Here is a 17,493-nt window from a genome sequence, read left to right on the forward strand (position 1 = left end):
TTCGGTCAGCAGGTTCGATTAGTCTCCTTTACGTGGTCAATCGCCACAACGAGATGATTCAACCTCTGACCTATCTACTCCAGCTACTTTCGCAACTGGAGTTTACCGCCGCACCTCTTACTCATCATGCCGTCTCCTTTGTTTGTGTGGCGATTAGGACGGCAAGGGCTGTGCCAGGTGTAACGGCGCAACGAACTCTATTTCAGTCGCTTTGATGCGGTGGCGGAGGCGTTTTCAGCCCTGAGATGAGGCGTTTTGGAAATCCGTCAGGTTGAGGTGGCGAGACGCCTCTTGTTGCAGCGGCTCCGGTTGGCTGCCGGGCGTTGGCTGCCGGGCGTTGGCTGCCGGGCGTTGGCTGTTGGGCGTTGGCTGTTGGGCGTTGGCTGTTGGTATTGGTTGCACTTGGGCTGGCGGGTCAATTTGTGTTTGGCAATAACCGTGCGCACTGAGCCGCCAGACCGGTTTGCCGCCCAGGCCAACGCCTTTGTGTCTTAGATCGTCTTTTTCCGCGTCATTCATTTCCTCGCTCGTGAATTACTTGCTGATGTTACGCACAGTTTGGCTCAATAAGTGCGTTGACAGCTTCTGCGCGCCTCCGGCGCAGAAAGGCTGTCAATTCACTCGATTTCAATTCGACTGCGTAACATCAATTACTTGCCCGCTTCATCCACTTGCGGCAGACGGCGAAAGCGCAAGTGCGCGAGTTCGCCGGTGGCGGGCGGCGTGGTGTAAAGCTCGACCACGAGCGTCTTGCCATCGTGCGCCAGCGTCCAGCGTTCGCGGTTTGTGACTAGCAGGTGATGGCCTTGCGAAACGATGCTCTGCGCAGTGTTCAATTGCAGTACCTGGTTTTCGCCAATGACGAGCCACTGCGCGCTCAGCTTCAAGGGCGCGCTGCTGTCTGCGCCGCTGCTGGCCTGTTCTTCCGGCTCGCTCAGGTTGAAGTTGACGGTGGGCAAAAACAGCGCCGCCGCCAAGCTTCGCTCATCCATCAAGGGAGGGCGTCTGGGCGCGCGCGGCGGATAGTAGATACCGCGCGCCGAATGCAGACCGAGGCCCTGCTGCGCCGCGCCCCAGGTGATTTCGTTTTCCACACGCAGTTGTTTGTCATCCTGCTTGACGGTCATCGTCAGGGTCAGCACGGATTTCAACGGCTGCGGCAAGTCGGCGGATTGCTCGATGTCCAGCGCCCAGTGGCCTGAAAAATCAGGCCCGCTTTGCGCCAAAACTCGCTGACTCGCCAACAGCGTGGCGATTACACAACTCAACAGCAATGCAATTTTCATCTCACCGCCTCAAGCGTTTAGAAGTTAAAGCGGAAGCCCACTTCAAAAGAGCGCGCACCCGCCGCGCTGCTGGCCTTGTCAAAGAACGGCGAACCCAGCGTGCCGCTGTATTGGCCGTAGTTGACGTGGTTGAGCAGGTTCGTGATTTGCGCGACGAGTTGCAGATTGAAGCGTCCATCGCCGCTATTGCCGCCGCCGCCACGTCCGCCACCGCCAAAACCGCCACCACGACCGCCACCGAAACCACCGCCTGGAGTGCCCATGCCTCTGCCGGCGGGCGGGCCGCCCGTGTCGCCGCCCGCGTCAGTTTGCGCCGCCGCCGCTTTTTCACGATGACCGAAACTGAACGTGCGGCTCAGCCCCAAATTGAAATTGAACGAACCGGGGCCGATAACCGTCACGCCATGCGGGAAATTCGTGGCCAGATAATCCTGCAAAAGCACCGCCGCACCGCCCGGCGCACAGCCAGCAATGCAACGATTGGGAATCAATGAATACAGGCTCGCGGGCAGATTGGAATTGCGGTTGATGCCCGCTGGCCGGTCGTTGAATTGCCCGTCGTTATTTGCATCCAGCCCCGTCGTCAGATTGAACGGCGCACCCGATGACGCAGTCAGGAACGGATTCAGCCGGAAGCCATAGGGCAAAGTTGCGCTGCCGCCGACAAACAGGAAGTGACGGCGATTGGTCGAGGCTGGCCCCCATTCCGAACGCAGGTTGTAATTGTCGGCGGGTAAAGTCAGCGCGCCATCCGAATCGCTCAGCGTGTGCGAATAGGTGTAATTGCTGAAAAGCTGAAAGAGCTTGCCCATGCGGCGTTGCGCCGAAAACATCACGCCTTCGTATAGTGATTTTGCGGAGGCTTCGATTTGATAGATGTCGCCCTGCGTTGGTTCTGGGCGCACGCCGAGGCCAGTCAATGGCGCATTGATGTCGCGCGTGCGGAACTGATGCAAACCGCGCGCGTAAATCAGCGTGACCGAGCCGACCCAGCCGCGCGGCAATTGGCGTTCGACGCTGCCCGTGAAGTTGAGCGTGTAAGGCACGCGCAGCGCCAGATCGAGCGTTCGCGTAATCGTATGTGAAGTGTCAATCGGCGCGCCCACGGCGAAGGGATCGGGCCACGACGGGTTGTGAATCAGAAAGCTCTGCTGCGTCACGCCGTTGTTGCGCAACACGTTCTCGTACAGGTTGTCGGTCAGGCGGCTGTAAAAGATGCCGCCGCCCACGCGCACCGTCGTCTTGTGATCTTTGAAGGGCGACCAGGCCAGGCCGAGGCGCGGCGCGAAATTCAACTGATCATTCACGTGCGTTTGCAACTCGTGCCGCAGCCCCAACGAGACTGTCAGGTTGGGGCGCAAACGCCAATCGTCCTGTACGAACCAGGCCGCCTGATATTGCTTGAAGCGCACCAGCGGATTGCCCTGGTTGATGGTAAATTGTGTCGGCGTCACCAGCGGGCTGGCCGGATCATTCGGGTCAACGTGCGCGCCCGCCAGCACTGCGGCATATTGCGCGAGGCTGGAGAAGGTGAAAGTGCCGTTGAAATTGAGCGCGCTGTTATCGCGGATGTTGTCGTACTGAAGTTGAATGCCGCTCTTGAGCGTGTGCTTCTGTTTCGTCCAGGTCAGGTAATCCTGCCATTCCAGGTTGTCCTGGCGCGTGCGGCTTGGACAGCAAGTCGCGCCGCCACCGCCGAATGCATCGAGCACGTTGATCGCTACGCCCGTCGTGTCGGCGGTCGCGCGGTTGTTTTCGTGTTGATAGCGCAGCCGTGATTCCAGAATCAGGCGCGAGTTGATGATCGAGGTCTCGCCGAGTTGCAGCGTGTCGTTGGTATTGTCGGAATTCGAGCCGCGTTCCGGCAACAGAAAGCTGTTGCCGCCCGTTGTCCCACCACCACCACCACCACCGCCGAAGCGCGCGCCGAATTCGCGGTTCGCCGCCGCTGTACTGAAGAGGTTATAACTAATGTTCAGCGTGTTTTTGGGATTGAGTAAATAATCCAGCCGTGCGCTGAAATTGGTGCTGGTGCTAGGCGCATTGACGTTGGCGACAAACGGTCCGGCCAGCGTGTCAGCGACGACGGTGCTGCTGCCGGTCAGCGTGCGGCGCTCGGCGTTCAGGAAGAAGGAAAGCTTTTTGGCAATCAGCGGCCCGCCCAGATTGAACTGAAAGCGATCCTGACTCAGGTCGGGTTTGGCCAACGCAAAGGCATTGCGGGCATCAAGTGCCGAATTGCGCGCATTGAAGCTGAATGTCCCGCGCCAGGTATCGCGCCCCGGTTTGGTGATGATGTCAATGCGCCCGACGCCGGGCGTCGCGTATTCCGCCGTAAACGGATTATGGTTGATGCGAATTTGCAAGATGGCTTCGCGCGGCGGCAGATGTCCGCCCGTAAAGCCGTCCACGTAAATCTGCGCGCCGCCTTGTCCGTCCATCGCGCCGCCCGCCGCAGGCCCGGCCAAGCCTTGCAGGAAGGCGAGCATGTCATCTTCGTTGTCGGGCAATGTCTGGACGAATTGTTCGTCGAGTACGGTTGCATTCAGATTGTTGTCCGGTTCGACCGAGACACCCGGCTGTTCGGCGTTCACCGTCGTTTCGATCTGGACGGCGGCGACGGCGAGCGTGATTTTCAACGGCGCGTTGGTCGCCGTCAGTTGCAGCTTGTCGGCGATGTAAGGTTGAAAGCCTTTGAAAGTGGCCGTCAGTTGGTAAGCGCCCGGCGCGACGTTGGCAATGACGAATTCACCGGCGGCGTTGGCCGTCACATTGCGCCGTTTGCCATCGGCGGCGGTCAACGTAATTTGCGCGCCGGGGATCACGGCGCCAGTGTCGTCCACGACATGCCCGCGCAAAGCGGCGGTGTTTTGTGCGTAAAGCGGCGCGCTGCACAACAGGCCAAACAGCAAAGCCAGCCACACGCCGTTGTACCAGAGGCCGGTCAGCCTCTGGAGGATATGAGCTTCGTACATGATTCTCTCCTTCTCTCATTCGTGCTTGATTCTGACTTGTTGCGCGAAGCTGTAGCACGTCGCTTCGCTTCCTGATTCGGCAATTACATGAAGCCTGTGCGTAATTCAGTCGCTAACGATCACCGGCTCCGTAGCGATATGTGTCAGATGTCGCTCCGCTGGAGCTTGGGAATTGCGGCACGCTATAACTATAAACAGGCCGCGCCGCTGGCGCTAAAACCCCTGCAAACAGTGAGCGGGAATTACGCACATGCTTCAATTACATTGCCAGTGGCGGCGCTCAGCGCGCCGTTTCACCAAAAGTCTTTCTTGATCGCGATTCTTCCCGTGGTTCGCCTGTCGCGTGGCAGGCGAACCACGGGAAGAATCGGCATTCGTGCGCGCGGATTCCGCCCCGACTCGACCAGACTGCCATGCGCTTTCAAACAGCTTGTCAGAGGGGCAATTGCTCGACATCGCGCACTGCGGCATTGCGGCGCAGTTGTGCGCGCATCAGGCAGCCGCGTGTGAGCTGCACCAATTCCGCGAGACTGCACGGCATGGCACGCTGGGCAGGCAACAGGCCGGCGATTGTGTCAGCGTCGGCCAAGCGGCTGGCTTCGACGAGCACCGGGATTGCCGCGTGCCCTGGCGTTTCGCGTAACGTCTGCAAGATGCTCGCCAGTAACGATGGCCCTACGTCAATGATTGCCAGGTCGTGTTCATCGCCAAACGCGGGCGCGGCGATGTCCGCCGAATCCGCCACTGTGATTGTTACGCCCGCGAACCCCAGCGCGGCAGCCAAGCGCCGCAAACGTTCCGGCGCATCGCTGACCAACAACAGGCGCAAATAAGCGCCGTTGCTGGCGCTCTGTGCGCTGACTGACGAATGGACCGGCGGATGGATTGCGGCGGGACTTGGGACTGCCATAACGCACCTTGCTTGCCTCACTCATGTTTTTCTCCGCCTGTCGCGCGATAACCGGCGCGCGCGCGGACGACTAGGTTGGGCAGGTTGAGCGGCGTCACTTGCACACGAATGCGCCGGTACGCGCCATCGCGCGCCGCGTTCGCCGGGTAATAGCTCAGCGAGTATTGCTGGCGCAGTTCCTCGGCGATTTGCCCGAATGCTTTCTTGAGCTTGCCGCTGGAGTCGGCGTGATAAAGCCGGGCGCCGCTGCGGTCGGCTAGTTCGCGTAGGTATTGCGCCGCGCGCACATAATCTTCGTGCCGCGCGCCGCGTTGTGTGGCCGCTGGATCAAGCAGCCAGCGCCGCCGCCCGCCGCCGCGCGGAAAGGGCATGGGACGATAGATCGGCGGCGGCAATCGGCCACGCCCCATGCCCAACGGCCCGGCCAGCATGCCTTCGGTGTCGTATTGCAGCGGGTATACCAGCACGCCTGATTCTTCGACACGTCCGAGCGTGCTTTGCATCGTCGCGAGTTTGCTGGCCGTGTCCACGCCGTCGGTGAAGAGCACGACGGCTTTGCGGCCCTGCGCCTGGCTGAGGCGTTCAGTGATGACCAGATCAACCGCGTCGTAAAGCCGGGTCGCAAAGCCCGTGTGCGTTTGGCGAATGGCCCGACGCAATTGCTCGCGGTCGCTGGTGAACTCCGCATCAATGTAAATGTCGCTGTCAAAGGACACGATCATCACGCGGTCATCGGCGTGCAGTTGCTCAATGAACGTGAGCGCGGCCTTTTGAATGTCTTCCAGCTTGAAATTCGTGCTGCGCGACGTGTCGAGCAATAGCACGACGTGGAAGGGCGCTTCGACCGAGCGGAAATCGGTGACTTCCTGCTCGACGTTGTCTTCAAACAGGTGAAAGTCGCCCTTGGTCAAGTGCGCGACGTATTTGCCGTCGTGGTCGAGCACGCTGACCGGAATCGTCACCAGCGTGGTTTCAATCCTGATCGTCGCGTTCGGGTCTTGTGTGTCGGGCGGCGTCCTGACGGGTTGTTGTCCGTCGCCGGTCTGGGCGAGCAAAGAGCCGGATGCCGCGAACAGCAGCAGTGCCACGGTGGCGGCGCGCGCAAAAAAACGAGGGTTCATCGGGGTTCTCCACTTGGAATGGCTACGAAGCTGTCTGCCCGGCTCATTGTTTCGTAAAGGCGAGCGTGGTGTTCGTCGTGCCGTTGGGGCCGTTGATGCTGCGTTTGATCTTGAGCGTCTTGCGGCCGTCGGCCAGTTCCCAAGTTTCGTCCTCTTTCGGTCAAAGTTTTGATTGGCAACGGGCAGGCGGGCGTCAAGCTGCCGGTTGACGTCCGCCTGGCGTTACCACGCGACACCACGTCACTGAAGCGTGACAGTAGTGACGTTACTCGTGAAACCGTTCCGCTGGTTAAGACGCCCACCCGCCTGCCGGACAGCAAGCGGGTGGCGGAATGTACGGCCTTAGAACTTGAACTTCACGCCCAGGCGCAGCGCCGCCGGGAACTGGAAGATCGTGCCCTGACCATAGAACGGATTGTCCACTGCGGGCACGCCCGACGCGCCGCTGTTGATGCGCAAGGTGGTGTCTTGCCGGATGGCGCGCTGCTGATTGGTCACGTTGAACCAGTCCAATTGCAGCTTCAAATCCTTGCCTTCCTTGATGGTGATCGGATAGGAAAGACCGAGGTCCAGGTTGTAGGTGACCGGCGTGCGGTTGCTGCCGGTGAGCGGATTGATGGCCGTGCCGCGCGGCACCGCGAAGCCTTCGTTGTTGCCGTAAACCGGGTGCGGAATCAGCGCGTCGAAGGGAATCCCCGATTGTGCGCGGAAGGAAGCGCTGGTCATCAGCTTGAAGGGCCAACGATAACTGCCATCCACCTTGAACTGATGCGGACGGTCGTTCGGCAGCCGTCCGTACATGTTCGTCAGCAAACTGACCAGATCGAACAGCGACGTGATATTTGGGTCGGATTGCCCGTTGTCGTTGCGGAACAGACCCTCGTAATTGCCGATCAGGCTGGAATAGACATAGGAGCTAATCATCTGCCAGTTGTCGGTGAAGCGCTTGGTCGCCGTGAATTCGAGCGCGCGGTAATAGCGGCGCGCGTGCCCGAAGCAGCCGATGTTCGGGTCGCTACAGGCTTTCTGTTCGGTCGAACCCGCATAGTTGCGGCCCGGATTGAAGAGGAAGTAATGATCGCCATCGTCGAAGGAACCGTCTTCGATGACGTTGGCCTGCGCGCGATAGATGCCGCGCAGGCCGAAGGTCAGGCTGCGGGCCAGTTCATATTCAGCGCCGAGCGTGTATTCATTCACGGTCTGCGGACGCAACCCCGGATCAACCGGCGTCGCATCGCCACCGAGGTTGCCGAAGTCGGTGAGTGTCGTCGAGCCTGCCGGCGCATTCAGTTGATTGACGCGGATGTTGTAATCCGTCTGCACCAGATTGCCGCCCGCGCGGACGTTGATGTCGAGCGGGATCGGTGTTTCCAGGAAGCGCGCATAATTGGCAAAGACCTTGCCCTTGCCCCGGCCCGTGAAGTCCCACACGAAGCCCAGCCGTGGCTGCATGTCCGGGAAGAATTGATTCAGCTTGATATAAGTCGTGTCAAAACTCCTGGCTTGCTGGAAATCCCAACGCAGCCCCAAGTTGAGTTGGAGGGTTCGGGTGATCTTAAAGTCATCTTGCACATAAGTGCTCTGGACGTTGCTCACCGTCGGTGTGCCGCGCGTGTTGAGCCGGAAATCACGTACACCCACCGTGCTCAGGATGAGAAACGGGTTGGTGATGGTCGCCAGATCAACCGTGCCCACCGACACCGCCGTGATGCCGCTCCCAGTAAGTGCGCCGCCCGTCAGCAGCGCCGTGCCGCGCGCGGCCACGGTCGTATTCGGGCAGACCAGGTTGCTGCCGCTGACCTGGCAAATCAGCCAGTTGTTGGTCACGCGATAGCCATTGAAGATGCCGCTGGTCGGCGCGCTGAAATCGCGTGTCGGCCCGGTCGAACGGGTGTTGATGTTGTAACGGTTGTCGCTGTATTCAAACCCGTATTTGAGGCCGTGCCTGCCGAAATCGTTTTGCAGCCGAAGCGCAAACTCATAACGATTGCGGCTCTGGTCTGAGATCAGACCGAAGCCTTGCCGGACGTAGTTGCGTTGCACGCTGCCGCCCGTGCCGTTGATGTAAGCCAGCGAGAGCAAGCCGCTGCCCGAAGGCACGGTGACCGTTGTCGTGACCGGCGCGAGCACCTGATTGTTGTTCAGGATGGCGAAGTTGTCGGTGATCAGTTCCGTGCCCGCCACCGCATCGTTGGGAATGGTATTGGCCCGCTGCAAGTGCGCGCCGAAGGTGAATTCGCCGATGAAGTTGGGCGCAAAGGTGGAATTCAAGCGCACCGCGTAATTCTGGCCGCCGCTCTGGATCGTGCCCAGGAAGCTGTTGGGGTCGGCGCCAAAGCCGGAGTTGCCGAACAGGAAGCCTTCCTGCCGCGTGTAATCGCCGAAGGTCGAAAAGGTCAACACGTGCTTCTGACTGATACCGTAGGTGATTTTGCCGGCATAGAAAGGCGTGGTGATCTTGTTGCTCGCATCCTGTTTGAACGTTTGCGTCAGGAAATGATTTTCGCGCCGCTGTGGGTTGAACGCGCCAAAGAACCAGAGCTTGTCCTTGATGATTGGCCCACCCACATCAACGCCGCCATCGAGTTCGGAAAATCCGTTCGGAGCCGAGCCGGTGGACGGAAAGCGCTTGGTTTCGCGCACGAAACTTGAGGGGTTGCCAAAGAAAAAGGCGTCGCCGTGAAACTGGTTGCTGCCGCTTTTGGTGATGACATTGAAAATGCCGCCGGTCGTCTTGCCGTACTCAGCGTCATACGCGCCGGTCTTGATTTCGACTTCCTGCACGAACTCGAAAGGCAGGTTCGCGCCCGAACCGCCAAAGGCCGGGTCGGTCGTGCTAACGCCGTCGAGGATGTAGTTATTCTCAGGGCCGGAAGAGCCGCCGACCGATGGGTCGCGGTCACGCCCCGAAGCATCGCGCAACCCCGAACGCGCCACTGTCGGCGCAATCGTGTAAAGGGATTGCACCGTGCGCTGGGTCGGAAAGTTCGAGAACTGGTCGCTCGTGACATCCGCCCCGGTCGTGTTGCTGTTGACGTCCACCGTGGCCGCACCGGCGACCACGTCAACGACCGCCGCCGCTCCCTGCGCTTGCAGCTTGATGTCGCTGGTCGAAGTTTTGGAAAGATTCACCTCCACGCCCGACTGGGTGAACTTGCCGAAGCCGCTCGCGGCTTCGACTGTCAGCGTGTAAGTGCCGGGCGGCAGATTTGAGAACCGATAGTGGCCCTGCCCATCGCTGACCGCCGTCTGGGCACGGATCAGGGTGGCGCTCGAAGCTTTGATGGAAGCGCCTGGCACCACTGCGCCTGCCGTGTCGGTGACGGTGCCTTCGAGCGTGCCGGTCGTGGCGGTTTGGGCCAGGGCTGTTGTGGCGCATGCTCCGAAACAGAAGGCCAACAGGATTGGCAGCATCTGCGTGAGCGTTTTCCTGGCAAGTAAAACCCCGCGCCACTTGCGCAGGGTGGGTGTGGTCTGCTGGTCGTGTCGTGTTGGCCGCAGATCGTTGAGGATGTTCTCACTTTTCATAGCTCAAAAACTCCTTCTCAAAACGGATGGTTGATTGCGACTCAGGCTGCGTTAGCCCAAGCGACGCGCTTTTCAAACGCGGGTCTGTTCCAGCTTTAGCCTGCGTCCGGCGTGTCGTGGTATGGCATGTCTTCCAATGGTCTTTGCCAATGATTCCTGTCTGCCCGGCAGGCGTGCTCGGGATGCGTTGAGCAGCGCACGCCTGCCGGTGATTCTGGCTCAGACAGCTTGTTGCCTGTGTGGTTCGCGTCCCGCCAACCCGCAGCCAGAACCAAATTCGTTATCCAGTGCTACACACTGCAAAGAGACGCACACCGGGCCGCGCAGTTTGTCGAGTTTTGTCAAGACGGGTTAGCCCTTCTTCACCTTGATCTGCTTGTGTGTTTTTCCAACGTCGCAGCAACAAAACAGCCTCATCAACGCCTGCGCCTGCACTTTCGCCACGTTGGCGGCGGGCCGCCGCGCAAGCAATTCAAAGATTTGGACGCTGGCACACACGTTGCGAAAGCAAACCGCACAAGCACAACCGCAAGGGCTTCTGGCTAATGTGCAACGCGAAACAAGCAGGTTGGAGTGGCAGGCGCGGTCTGGCAGGTGCGGCCTGGCGAATGCATCGCAAGAAGTAACCGGGTAAGAGCCCCGGCAAAACGGGCAGCAATATGGCAAATCAAATTCTGATCATTGATGATGATGCCGAACTCTGTGGCATGGTCAAGCAACAGCTTGAGCCGCAAGGCTTCACGTTTAACTGTGTGCGCCGTCGGGAGCAGGCGCTGGCGCATGTCACGGCCGGCAACTATGCCTTGATCCTGCTCGATGTCGCGTTGCCGGGCATGGACGGCTTTGAAATGCTGGGCTGTTTGCGTCTGCGCGCGCAGGCGCCGGTTTTGATTGTGACGGCGCGCGGCAGCGCGGCGGAACGCATTCGCGGGTTGGAACTCGGCGCCGATGATTACCTGACGAAGCCCTGTGACCAGCGCGAACTCATGGCGCGTATCCACGCGCTGTTGCGCCGGGTCACGCCGCTGCCCGCCGCTGCGCCGGAGCAAACCGCACCGGCTGCGCGGCTGGCCGTCGGCGATCTCGAACTTGAACAAGGCGCGCGCCTCGTGCGTTGCGCCGGCAAGCTGATCGCAACCACCCCGGCGGAGTTTGATTTGTTATTGCTGCTGGCGCTTTCGGCAGGCGCGAGCGTCTCGCGCGAAGAGCTTTCTTTGCGGGTCAATGGCCGCTCCGCCAATCCGTTTGACCGCAGCATTGATATGCACGTCTGTAATCTGCGCAAGAAACTCGGCCCCGCTGCCAACGGGCTTGAGCGTATTCGCGCGGTGCGCGGCGTGGGCTATTTTCTGACGCGCGCGCTGGGAAATTAATTCTTCCTGTAAATCTTTCGGGGTTGCCGCCGCCCTGACCTGAATTTGGCGTGCCGGGGCAACTCAGACTAAGCGCGGCGCACTGGGACAGTATCGCGCCCGTGAGCAAGCGGCACCGCAGGTTTGGCGCAAGGGGTCAACGTGCCAGCCGCCGCTTGCTCACGCGCGCGGTACTGTCTCGTTTGCTTTTCCCTGGCCCTGCCCCCGAATTATTTACAGGCAGAAGTAAGTGGCCGGCGAAATCAGCCGTCGGCCTCGCCTTCCGCGCGCCAGGAACTCGCCGACGCTGGCATGGGCAACACTGTCTCGCTGGCGGCGAAGCTCCGTGCTGTCGCCAGGCTGGTCAAGGGCGCGTAATGGACGCAATTGCGCCCCTGTTCTTTGGCCTGAAAAAGGGCCTCATCGGCTGCGCGGAAGAGCGCTTCACTCAAGGCGAGCGGTTCCTGCTCCGGCGTCAGCACAGCGGTGACGGCCCCGATGCTGGTGCTCAGCGTGCCCGCTGGAAAAGTCAGTCCGACGAGTGTAGGGGCAAGCGCAAGCAGGGTTAGGCGGATGCGGTGCGCTGTTTCCAAGCCCGATGGCGCCGGACAGCGCGGCAGTGCAATGACGAATTCATCGCCGCCGTAACGGCAGGCCACGGCGTCAGCCGGAATTTCTTGCGCGATGATTTGGCCGAGCGTCTGCACCGCCTGCGCGCCGGCCAGATGACCGTGCCGGGCATTGAGCGCCTTTAACCGGTCAAGGTCGAGCACCAGCAATGTCAACGGCGTGCCCGCTTGAATCGCGGCCCTGCACAGCGCCGCGTAACGAGCCTCGAAGGAACGCAGATTATGCAGTCCGGTTAGATCATCCGTATGCGCCAGCCGCCGCATTTGATCGGCATCTTCGACTAGCCGCGCCGTCACCCAACCGACAGCCAGAAAGATGGCCAGCCGCAGCGCGTCGCGTTCGATAAAGTGCCAGTTCAGCGAATGCTGATTGGCTAGGTAATAGAGCAACCCCGCCGCCGCCGCCGTCAGCCAGCCGCCGCGTTGACCGAACCGGACCGCCGCCAGGATGATCGGGAAATAATAGAAATGGTGCACCGGCAATTCGCCCGTCACACGATCCAGCCAGGCCACGCTCAACAGCCCCAGCCCGACCAGCAGCGCGATGCTCCAGCCGGAGCGATTCTTCATTTGTGCGGCGAGTGTGGCCGTGCGCGGATGCGCGCTGGCGGTCAATTTCATGTATTCTCCTGCCGGAACCGCAATGAACTATTGCCGCGCGTTGCTGTTGCACCAAGAACGCCCACAGCCTCTTTGAAATTTGCCCAACGATTTGCCCAGCAATTTGCCTGATGATTGGCAAGCCGAATGCCACAAGCTAAGCTGACGGTACCTTGCGGTTATTGGGAGGGATTGCAACCTTATTGCAGCGTGACTGTCGAAGCACAGCGCGCGTCCGCCTGGCTTTTCCGCCTCACGCGACCAGGCATTTGACCACTCTGCCACGCTGAGGGGGCTTGTTGGCCGTGGTTTTAGGCGTGCTCGCGTGGCCTTTGATTTGCACTTGGCGTGCGGGGAAAGGTTTATTTTTCTGATGTGGAAAAATCGTCCGCTGCGGTTGCACACCAAAACGACGTTATTGGCTTCGGTCATTTCGCTGGCGGTCTTGTTGGCGGTCTTGCTGGCGGTGAACGCGCGGATGGTCAGTTTGGTGCGCGCTGAGGAACGTGCTTTGGCGCAATTGCAGGCCGTCAGCGTGGCCGAACAGATCAGTTTGCTGCCGCTGCCTTATGACGAGAAAGACCTGGGGCAGGCGCTGGCCCAGGCCCATCGCGCGCGCCCCAATGTTTTGGTGGTGCGTTTCTGGGAGCGGCGCGGCGAAACCTTTGTCGAGCGGCTGGCTTCGGTGGGGAGCGCGGCGGCGCAACCGATTCCGGCTGACGCGCAGGCCGCGTTACTCAAGGGGCTGAATCCGGCCAGTCATGACGATGCCTCGACCGATAGCGATGTTTATACGATGGAGCCGCATTACGGCGTCTTTGCGCCCGTGACGGCCAAGGGCCGGATCAATGGCGCTGTTGAAGTCATTGAAAAACTGGAAAGCGTGCCGTCGCTCGTGCGGCGCTATGCCCACACGGCGGCCTGGCTGGCGTTGTTGGGCGTGTTGCTCACCACGGTGGCGATTTATGTGCTGTTTCGGTATCTGGTCTATCGCCCGATGCGCGGCTTGCTCTATGGGATGGCGCGCGCCAAAGCCGGCTCTTTGGCGGTGCAATTGCCCGTCACTTCGCAAGACGAATTCGGGCGTCTGGCGCTCGGCTTTAACCGGATGATCGAACGTTTACGGGCGCTCACGCAGGAACGCGCGGCCCAGCAGGAAATCTTGCAGCAGCGCGTGCACGAGGCCACGGCGGAATTGCAGGAGCGCAACGCCCAACTCGCCGAGGCCAATCGCGAACTCTATCAGACGGCGCGCCGCCTGACGCAAATGGAACGCCTGGCTGCCGCCGGCCAAACCGCCGCGCAATTCGCCCATGAAGTCGGCACGCCGCTCAATTCGATCAGCATTCACGTGGAATTATTGCGCGCCGCGCTGGCCGCCCATCCCGAAGCCGCGCGCCGCACCGAAATCATCGGCGAACAGCTCGAACGCATCGAACGCATCGTGCGCCGCATGCTCGACCGCACGCGGTTGGAAGAAGCCGTCCTGCAACCCCTGGCGCTCACGCCCTTGCTGGAACAGATTTGCGAGACGACAGAGCCGACGCTGCAAGCGCGCGGCGTGCAATTCGTCAAAGCGTTTGCCGGGAATTTGCCGCTCATCCTGGGCAATGCCGATCATTTGCAGCAAGTCTTTTTCAATCTCATCAATAACGCGCTCGACGCCATGCCGGCGGGCGGCGTCTTGGAATTGCGGGTCAAGCAGTCAGGTGAGCAGATTCTGGTGGAATGCCAGGACACCGGTTGCGGGATGGCTGCCCAAACGCAGGCGCGCATCTTTGATCCGCTTTATACGACCAAAGGGCGTGGGCAGGGAACCGGCTTGGGGCTGGTGGTCGCCAAACAGGTGATGGAAGAACACGGCGGCAGTATCAGTGTCACCAGTGCGCCCGGTGGCGGCGCCAATTTTTGCCTGCGGTTTCCGGCGGCTGCACAAGACAACAGTGAAACAGCGTCCGCTGTGGCAGTGCATGGCGCAGGCAAAGGACAAGCATGAAAAAAATTCTGGTTGTAGACGATGATCGTGTTTCGTTGGATGCGCTCAAGGAAATTCTGGCCGCGCAGGGCTGGGAAGTGCACACCGCACAGACGCCCCAACAAGCCGTGGCGCTGTTCGCGCGCGGCGGCTTTGATCTGGTGGTCAGCGACATCAATCTCGAAGCGGCGCAATCCGGCCTGGATTTGCTCCAGCAATTCCGCGCGGCTTGCCCCGTCATTTTGATTACCGGCTTTGGCACGTTGGAGACGACGGTCAAGGCCACGCAAGAGGGCGCGTGGGATTTGATTTCGAAGCCCTTTAAGGTCAAAGACGTGCTGGCCGTCGTGCAGCGCGCGCTCGAACACAGCAAAACACCCATCACTGCGCCTGAGCCGCCCTCTTTTCAACTCGAAAAAAACGGGATGGTGGGCCGCGCCCCGGCCATGCTCGAACTTTACAAAGAGATCGCCCGCGTCGCGCCCTCACGCTCGACCGTGCTTATCAACGGTGAATCCGGTACCGGCAAAGAACTCGTGGCGCGTTCCATCCATCAACACAGCCAGTGTGCGCAAGGGCCGTTTGTGCCCGTCAATTGCGGTGCGCTAACCGAAACGCTGCTCGAAGCCGAACTCTTCGGTTACGTCAAAGGCGCGTTCACCGGCGCCCACACCGACCGGCGCGGCCTCTGGGAAGAGGCGACGGGCGGCACGCTCTTTCTCGACGAAATCGGCGAAATCAGCCTGGCCATGCAGGTGAAGTTGCTGCGCGCCTTGCAGGAGAAAGAGATTCGCCGCGTCGGCGCCACGCGCAACGTGCACGTAGACGCGCGCGTCGTCACCGCCACCAACCGCGAACTCAAAAAAGAAGTCGCGCAAGGCCGCTTCCGCGAAGACCTTTATTACCGGCTGAAAGTGTTCACCCTGCACGCGCCCGCCCTGCGCGAACGCCGCAGCGACATCCCCCTGCTCGCCGAACGCTTCCTGCAAGGCGCGCAGGAAAACGCCGCGCGCACGGGCTTGAAACTGACGGAAGAAACCCTGCGCACCCTCGTGGCCTATGACTGGCCGGGCAATGTGCGTGAACTCGAATCGGCCATTGAATACGCCGCCCTGCACGCGCACGGCGCCGAGCTTCAACCCGTTGACTTGCCGCCAGAATTGCAAGGCGTCGAAGTGCACGCCGCCGCCCACCGCTCCCCGCTGGCCGCGCTCTTTGATGACCTGCCGACACTGGACGAACTCGAACGGCGCTACCTCTTGCATGCCTTGGCGGTCGTTGGCGGTAGCAAAACAAAAACGGCCGCCGTGCTCGGCATTGACCGCCGCACGCTGTATCGCATGGCCGAGCGCTTCAAAATCAACCTGACCGAAGGAGAAGAAGACGCGCCGAGTGCGTAAGTTCGTTTTGCGCCGGGCAATTGGCTACCTTCGGTTTCGATCTTCCCTGGCACCCACTCAATAACGAATCTGAGGCAGCCCCTCAGTGCTCAACGCCTTTCGGCATCAATGAATCATCTCAATCTCATGCGCGCAAACAATCCGCCTTTCGTCCCAACTATTCTTTTTCCAGCAGGCGCACTTCCAATTCCAGCAACCGCGCGCATGGCAGCGAATAGCCAATCACCAGATGTTTCAAATGATCTTCCTTGCGGCGTTCGTATAACTCAATCAGTTTGCGTTTGCCCACGTCCGACAGCCACACCTGCTGCCCGGCGATTTGGAAGTCGGCCTCCGCGTCCCATTGCCGCCAGTTAATCGAAGTGATGACCGGCAAATCCACCACCGGCACGGCTGCGCAGGGTGGTTGACAATTCACCCCCGCACACGCGGGGACGCTTGCCTCTGCCAGCGTAGCATTCATGCTAGTAACGGTTCACCCCCGCACACGCGGGGACGCTGACGAGCTTCTATCACATCAGATTGTAGTACCTCGGTTCACCCCCGCACACGCGGGGACGCTGGCTGCTGTCACCAAATTTTGTTTAGCTTGCGTCGGTTCACCCCCGCACACGCGTGGACGCTGGTGTGAGAGATGCGGTACGACCAAAATGGCTGCGGTTCACCCCCGCACACGCGGGGACGCTTCTGGTAACGGTTGCGCGGCGGTTGCGCAAGTGGTTCACCCCCGCACACGCGGGGACGCTGCGAGCAAGCGCGTGGGCGCAACGCGCGCACGCGCTTCACCCCCGCACACGCGGGGACGCTGACGCGCGCGTTGCCGGTGGTGGGCCAGAAGCCGGTTCACCCCCGCACACGCGGGGACGCTGATATCAATTTAAGACTTTTGGTTCCAATGGAAGGTTCACCCCCGCACACGCGGGGACGCTGTGCCACCAGTAGCCCGCGAAGATTACGGCAAGCATTCACCCCCGCACACGCGGGGACGCTGTACCAGTCCCCCTCCCACGAATCGCCAAATCCGGTTCACCCCCGCACACGCGGGGACGCTCACAGCCCAAAACACCAGCGCGGGGAACGAACGGCATAACGCCGGTTCACCCCCGCACACGCGGGGACGCTGCGGATATAATATGCAAACACGTTGACGCGGGAGGCTCACCCCCGCACACGCGGGGACGCTGCTTTGGTTGCCCTGGAAGAACAGCGATTGATTCGGTTCACCCCCGCACACGCGGGGACGCTGCGGCGTCCGTGCATACAATGGCGACCGTCCACGGTTCACCCCCGCACACGCGGGGACGCTGCACCGCGCGCCAGGGAGATCGCTAAGCCTGCCGGTTCACCCCCGCACACGCGGGGACGCTGAAAAGATTCGATTACTGAAGAAAGACGGTGGCGGTTCACCCCCGCACACGCGGGGACGCTCGAGCACGCGCACGTGGTTGAAGGCGAGGTTCCGGTTCACCCCCGCACACGCGGGGACGCTGAACTCGCCATCATGCTGGCTATTACCAATAACGGTTCACCCCCGCACACGCGGGGACGCTCGAACTGATACGCATCTCGTTGATCGGATACCCGGTTCACCCCCGCACACGCGGGGACGCTCAAGCGAGCGCGTCCAGAATGCCCTGCTGCGCCGGTTCACCCCCGCCCACGCGGGGACGCTCGCAAACAGGCACGAGTGGACGCGGGCGCGCCCGGTTCACCCCCG

Annotated in this window: 11 protein-coding genes and 1 CRISPR repeat array; of the genes, 3 read left to right on the plus strand and 8 right to left on the minus strand. The window is 60.8% G+C overall.

Features of this window, described 5'->3' with window-relative positions; translation table 11 throughout:
• Positions 1–234: 234 nt before the first annotated feature.
• From HY011_04960 to HY011_04985, 6 genes are all read right to left on the minus strand, one after another.
• Complete coding sequence (locus HY011_04960; GenBank protein ID MBI3422266.1) at positions 235–519, minus strand: hypothetical protein; 285 nt, start codon at positions 517–519, stop codon at positions 235–237.
• Positions 520–650: 131 nt separating this feature from the next.
• A complete protein-coding gene (locus tag HY011_04965; protein ID MBI3422267.1) occupies positions 651–1,286 on the minus strand; it encodes a hypothetical protein in 636 nt (211 codons plus the stop codon).
• Between the two features lie 17 nt (positions 1,287–1,303).
• Positions 1,304–4,261, minus strand: coding sequence for a carboxypeptidase regulatory-like domain-containing protein (locus tag HY011_04970; protein ID MBI3422268.1), 2,958 nt, complete (start codon positions 4,259–4,261; stop codon positions 1,304–1,306).
• 433 nt (positions 4,262–4,694) lie between these two features.
• Positions 4,695–5,171 (minus strand): response regulator transcription factor, encoded by a 477-nt coding sequence (locus tag HY011_04975; protein MBI3422269.1) that lies wholly within the window; start codon positions 5,169–5,171, stop codon positions 4,695–4,697.
• Positions 5,172–5,188: 17 nt separating this feature from the next.
• Positions 5,189–6,292 (minus strand): VWA domain-containing protein, encoded by a 1,104-nt coding sequence (locus HY011_04980; protein MBI3422270.1) that lies wholly within the window; start codon positions 6,290–6,292, stop codon positions 5,189–5,191.
• Positions 6,293–6,634: 342 nt separating this feature from the next.
• Positions 6,635–9,820 carry a TonB-dependent receptor gene (locus HY011_04985; protein ID MBI3422271.1) on the minus strand — a complete coding sequence of 1,062 codons (3,186 nt, stop codon included), beginning with the start codon at positions 9,818–9,820 and terminating at the stop codon, positions 6,635–6,637.
• A 659-nt stretch (positions 9,821–10,479) separates the two neighbouring features.
• Here HY011_04985 and HY011_04990 point away from each other — a divergent pair.
• The gene (locus HY011_04990; GenBank protein MBI3422272.1) at positions 10,480–11,193 is read left to right on the plus strand and encodes a response regulator transcription factor; all 714 of its coding nucleotides are present in this window, start codon (positions 10,480–10,482) and stop codon (positions 11,191–11,193) included.
• Positions 11,194–11,435: 242 nt separating this feature from the next.
• Here the strand turns inward: HY011_04990 and HY011_04995 are convergent, their stop codons facing one another.
• Positions 11,436–12,422, minus strand: coding sequence for a GGDEF domain-containing protein (locus HY011_04995; GenBank protein MBI3422273.1), 987 nt, complete (start codon positions 12,420–12,422; stop codon positions 11,436–11,438).
• A 352-nt stretch (positions 12,423–12,774) separates the two neighbouring features.
• Here HY011_04995 and HY011_05000 point away from each other — a divergent pair, with 352 nt between their 5' ends.
• Both HY011_05000 and HY011_05005 read left to right on the plus strand, forming a co-directional pair.
• Positions 12,775–14,397: a HAMP domain-containing histidine kinase gene (locus tag HY011_05000; GenBank protein ID MBI3422274.1), complete on the plus strand. Its 1,623-nt coding sequence runs from the start codon at positions 12,775–12,777 to the stop codon at positions 14,395–14,397.
• Positions 14,394–15,776 carry a sigma-54-dependent Fis family transcriptional regulator gene (locus tag HY011_05005; protein MBI3422275.1) on the plus strand — a complete coding sequence of 461 codons (1,383 nt, stop codon included), beginning with the start codon at positions 14,394–14,396 and terminating at the stop codon, positions 15,774–15,776. Before HY011_05000 ends, HY011_05005 begins: the two co-directional genes overlap by 4 nt.
• 157 nt (positions 15,777–15,933) lie before the next feature.
• Here HY011_05005 and HY011_05010 read toward each other — a convergent pair whose 3' ends face one another.
• Positions 15,934–16,167 (minus strand): CRISPR-associated protein Cas1, encoded by a 234-nt coding sequence (locus HY011_05010; protein ID MBI3422276.1) that lies wholly within the window; start codon positions 16,165–16,167, stop codon positions 15,934–15,936.
• Between the two features lie 19 nt (positions 16,168–16,186).
• Positions 16,187–17,448: a CRISPR direct-repeat array (repeat unit 29 nt; unit sequence CGGTTCACCCCCGCACACGCGGGGACGCT).
• Positions 17,449–17,493: the final 45 nt, after the last annotated feature.

The organism is Acidobacteriota bacterium (assembly GCA_016196035.1).
Lineage (GTDB): Bacteria > Acidobacteriota > Blastocatellia > RBC074 > RBC074 > JACPYM01.

What these genes read in the sequence shown, in the direction of transcription:
- HY011_04970 (MBI3422268.1), bottom strand. Translation starts at nt 4,261, where the DNA reads ATGTACGAAGCTCATATCCTCCAGAGGCTGACCGGCCTCTGGTACAAC.
- HY011_04980 (MBI3422270.1), bottom strand. Translation starts at nt 6,292, where the DNA reads ATGAACCCTCGTTTTTTTGCGCGCGCCGCCACCGTGGCACTGCTGCTG.
- HY011_04990 (MBI3422272.1), top strand. Translation starts at nt 10,480, where the DNA reads ATGGCAAATCAAATTCTGATCATTGATGATGATGCCGAACTCTGTGGC.
- HY011_04975 (MBI3422269.1), bottom strand. Translation starts at nt 5,171, where the DNA reads ATGGCAGTCCCAAGTCCCGCCGCAATCCATCCGCCGGTCCATTCGTCA.
- HY011_04985 (MBI3422271.1), bottom strand. Translation starts at nt 9,820, where the DNA reads ATGAAAAGTGAGAACATCCTCAACGATCTGCGGCCAACACGACACGAC.
- HY011_04965 (MBI3422267.1), bottom strand. Translation starts at nt 1,286, where the DNA reads ATGAAAATTGCATTGCTGTTGAGTTGTGTAATCGCCACGCTGTTGGCG.
- HY011_05005 (MBI3422275.1), top strand. Translation starts at nt 14,394, where the DNA reads ATGAAAAAAATTCTGGTTGTAGACGATGATCGTGTTTCGTTGGATGCG.
- HY011_05000 (MBI3422274.1), top strand. Translation starts at nt 12,775, where the DNA reads ATGTGGAAAAATCGTCCGCTGCGGTTGCACACCAAAACGACGTTATTG.
- HY011_04995 (MBI3422273.1), bottom strand. Translation starts at nt 12,422, where the DNA reads ATGAAATTGACCGCCAGCGCGCATCCGCGCACGGCCACACTCGCCGCA.
- HY011_04960 (MBI3422266.1), bottom strand. Translation starts at nt 519, where the DNA reads ATGAATGACGCGGAAAAAGACGATCTAAGACACAAAGGCGTTGGCCTG.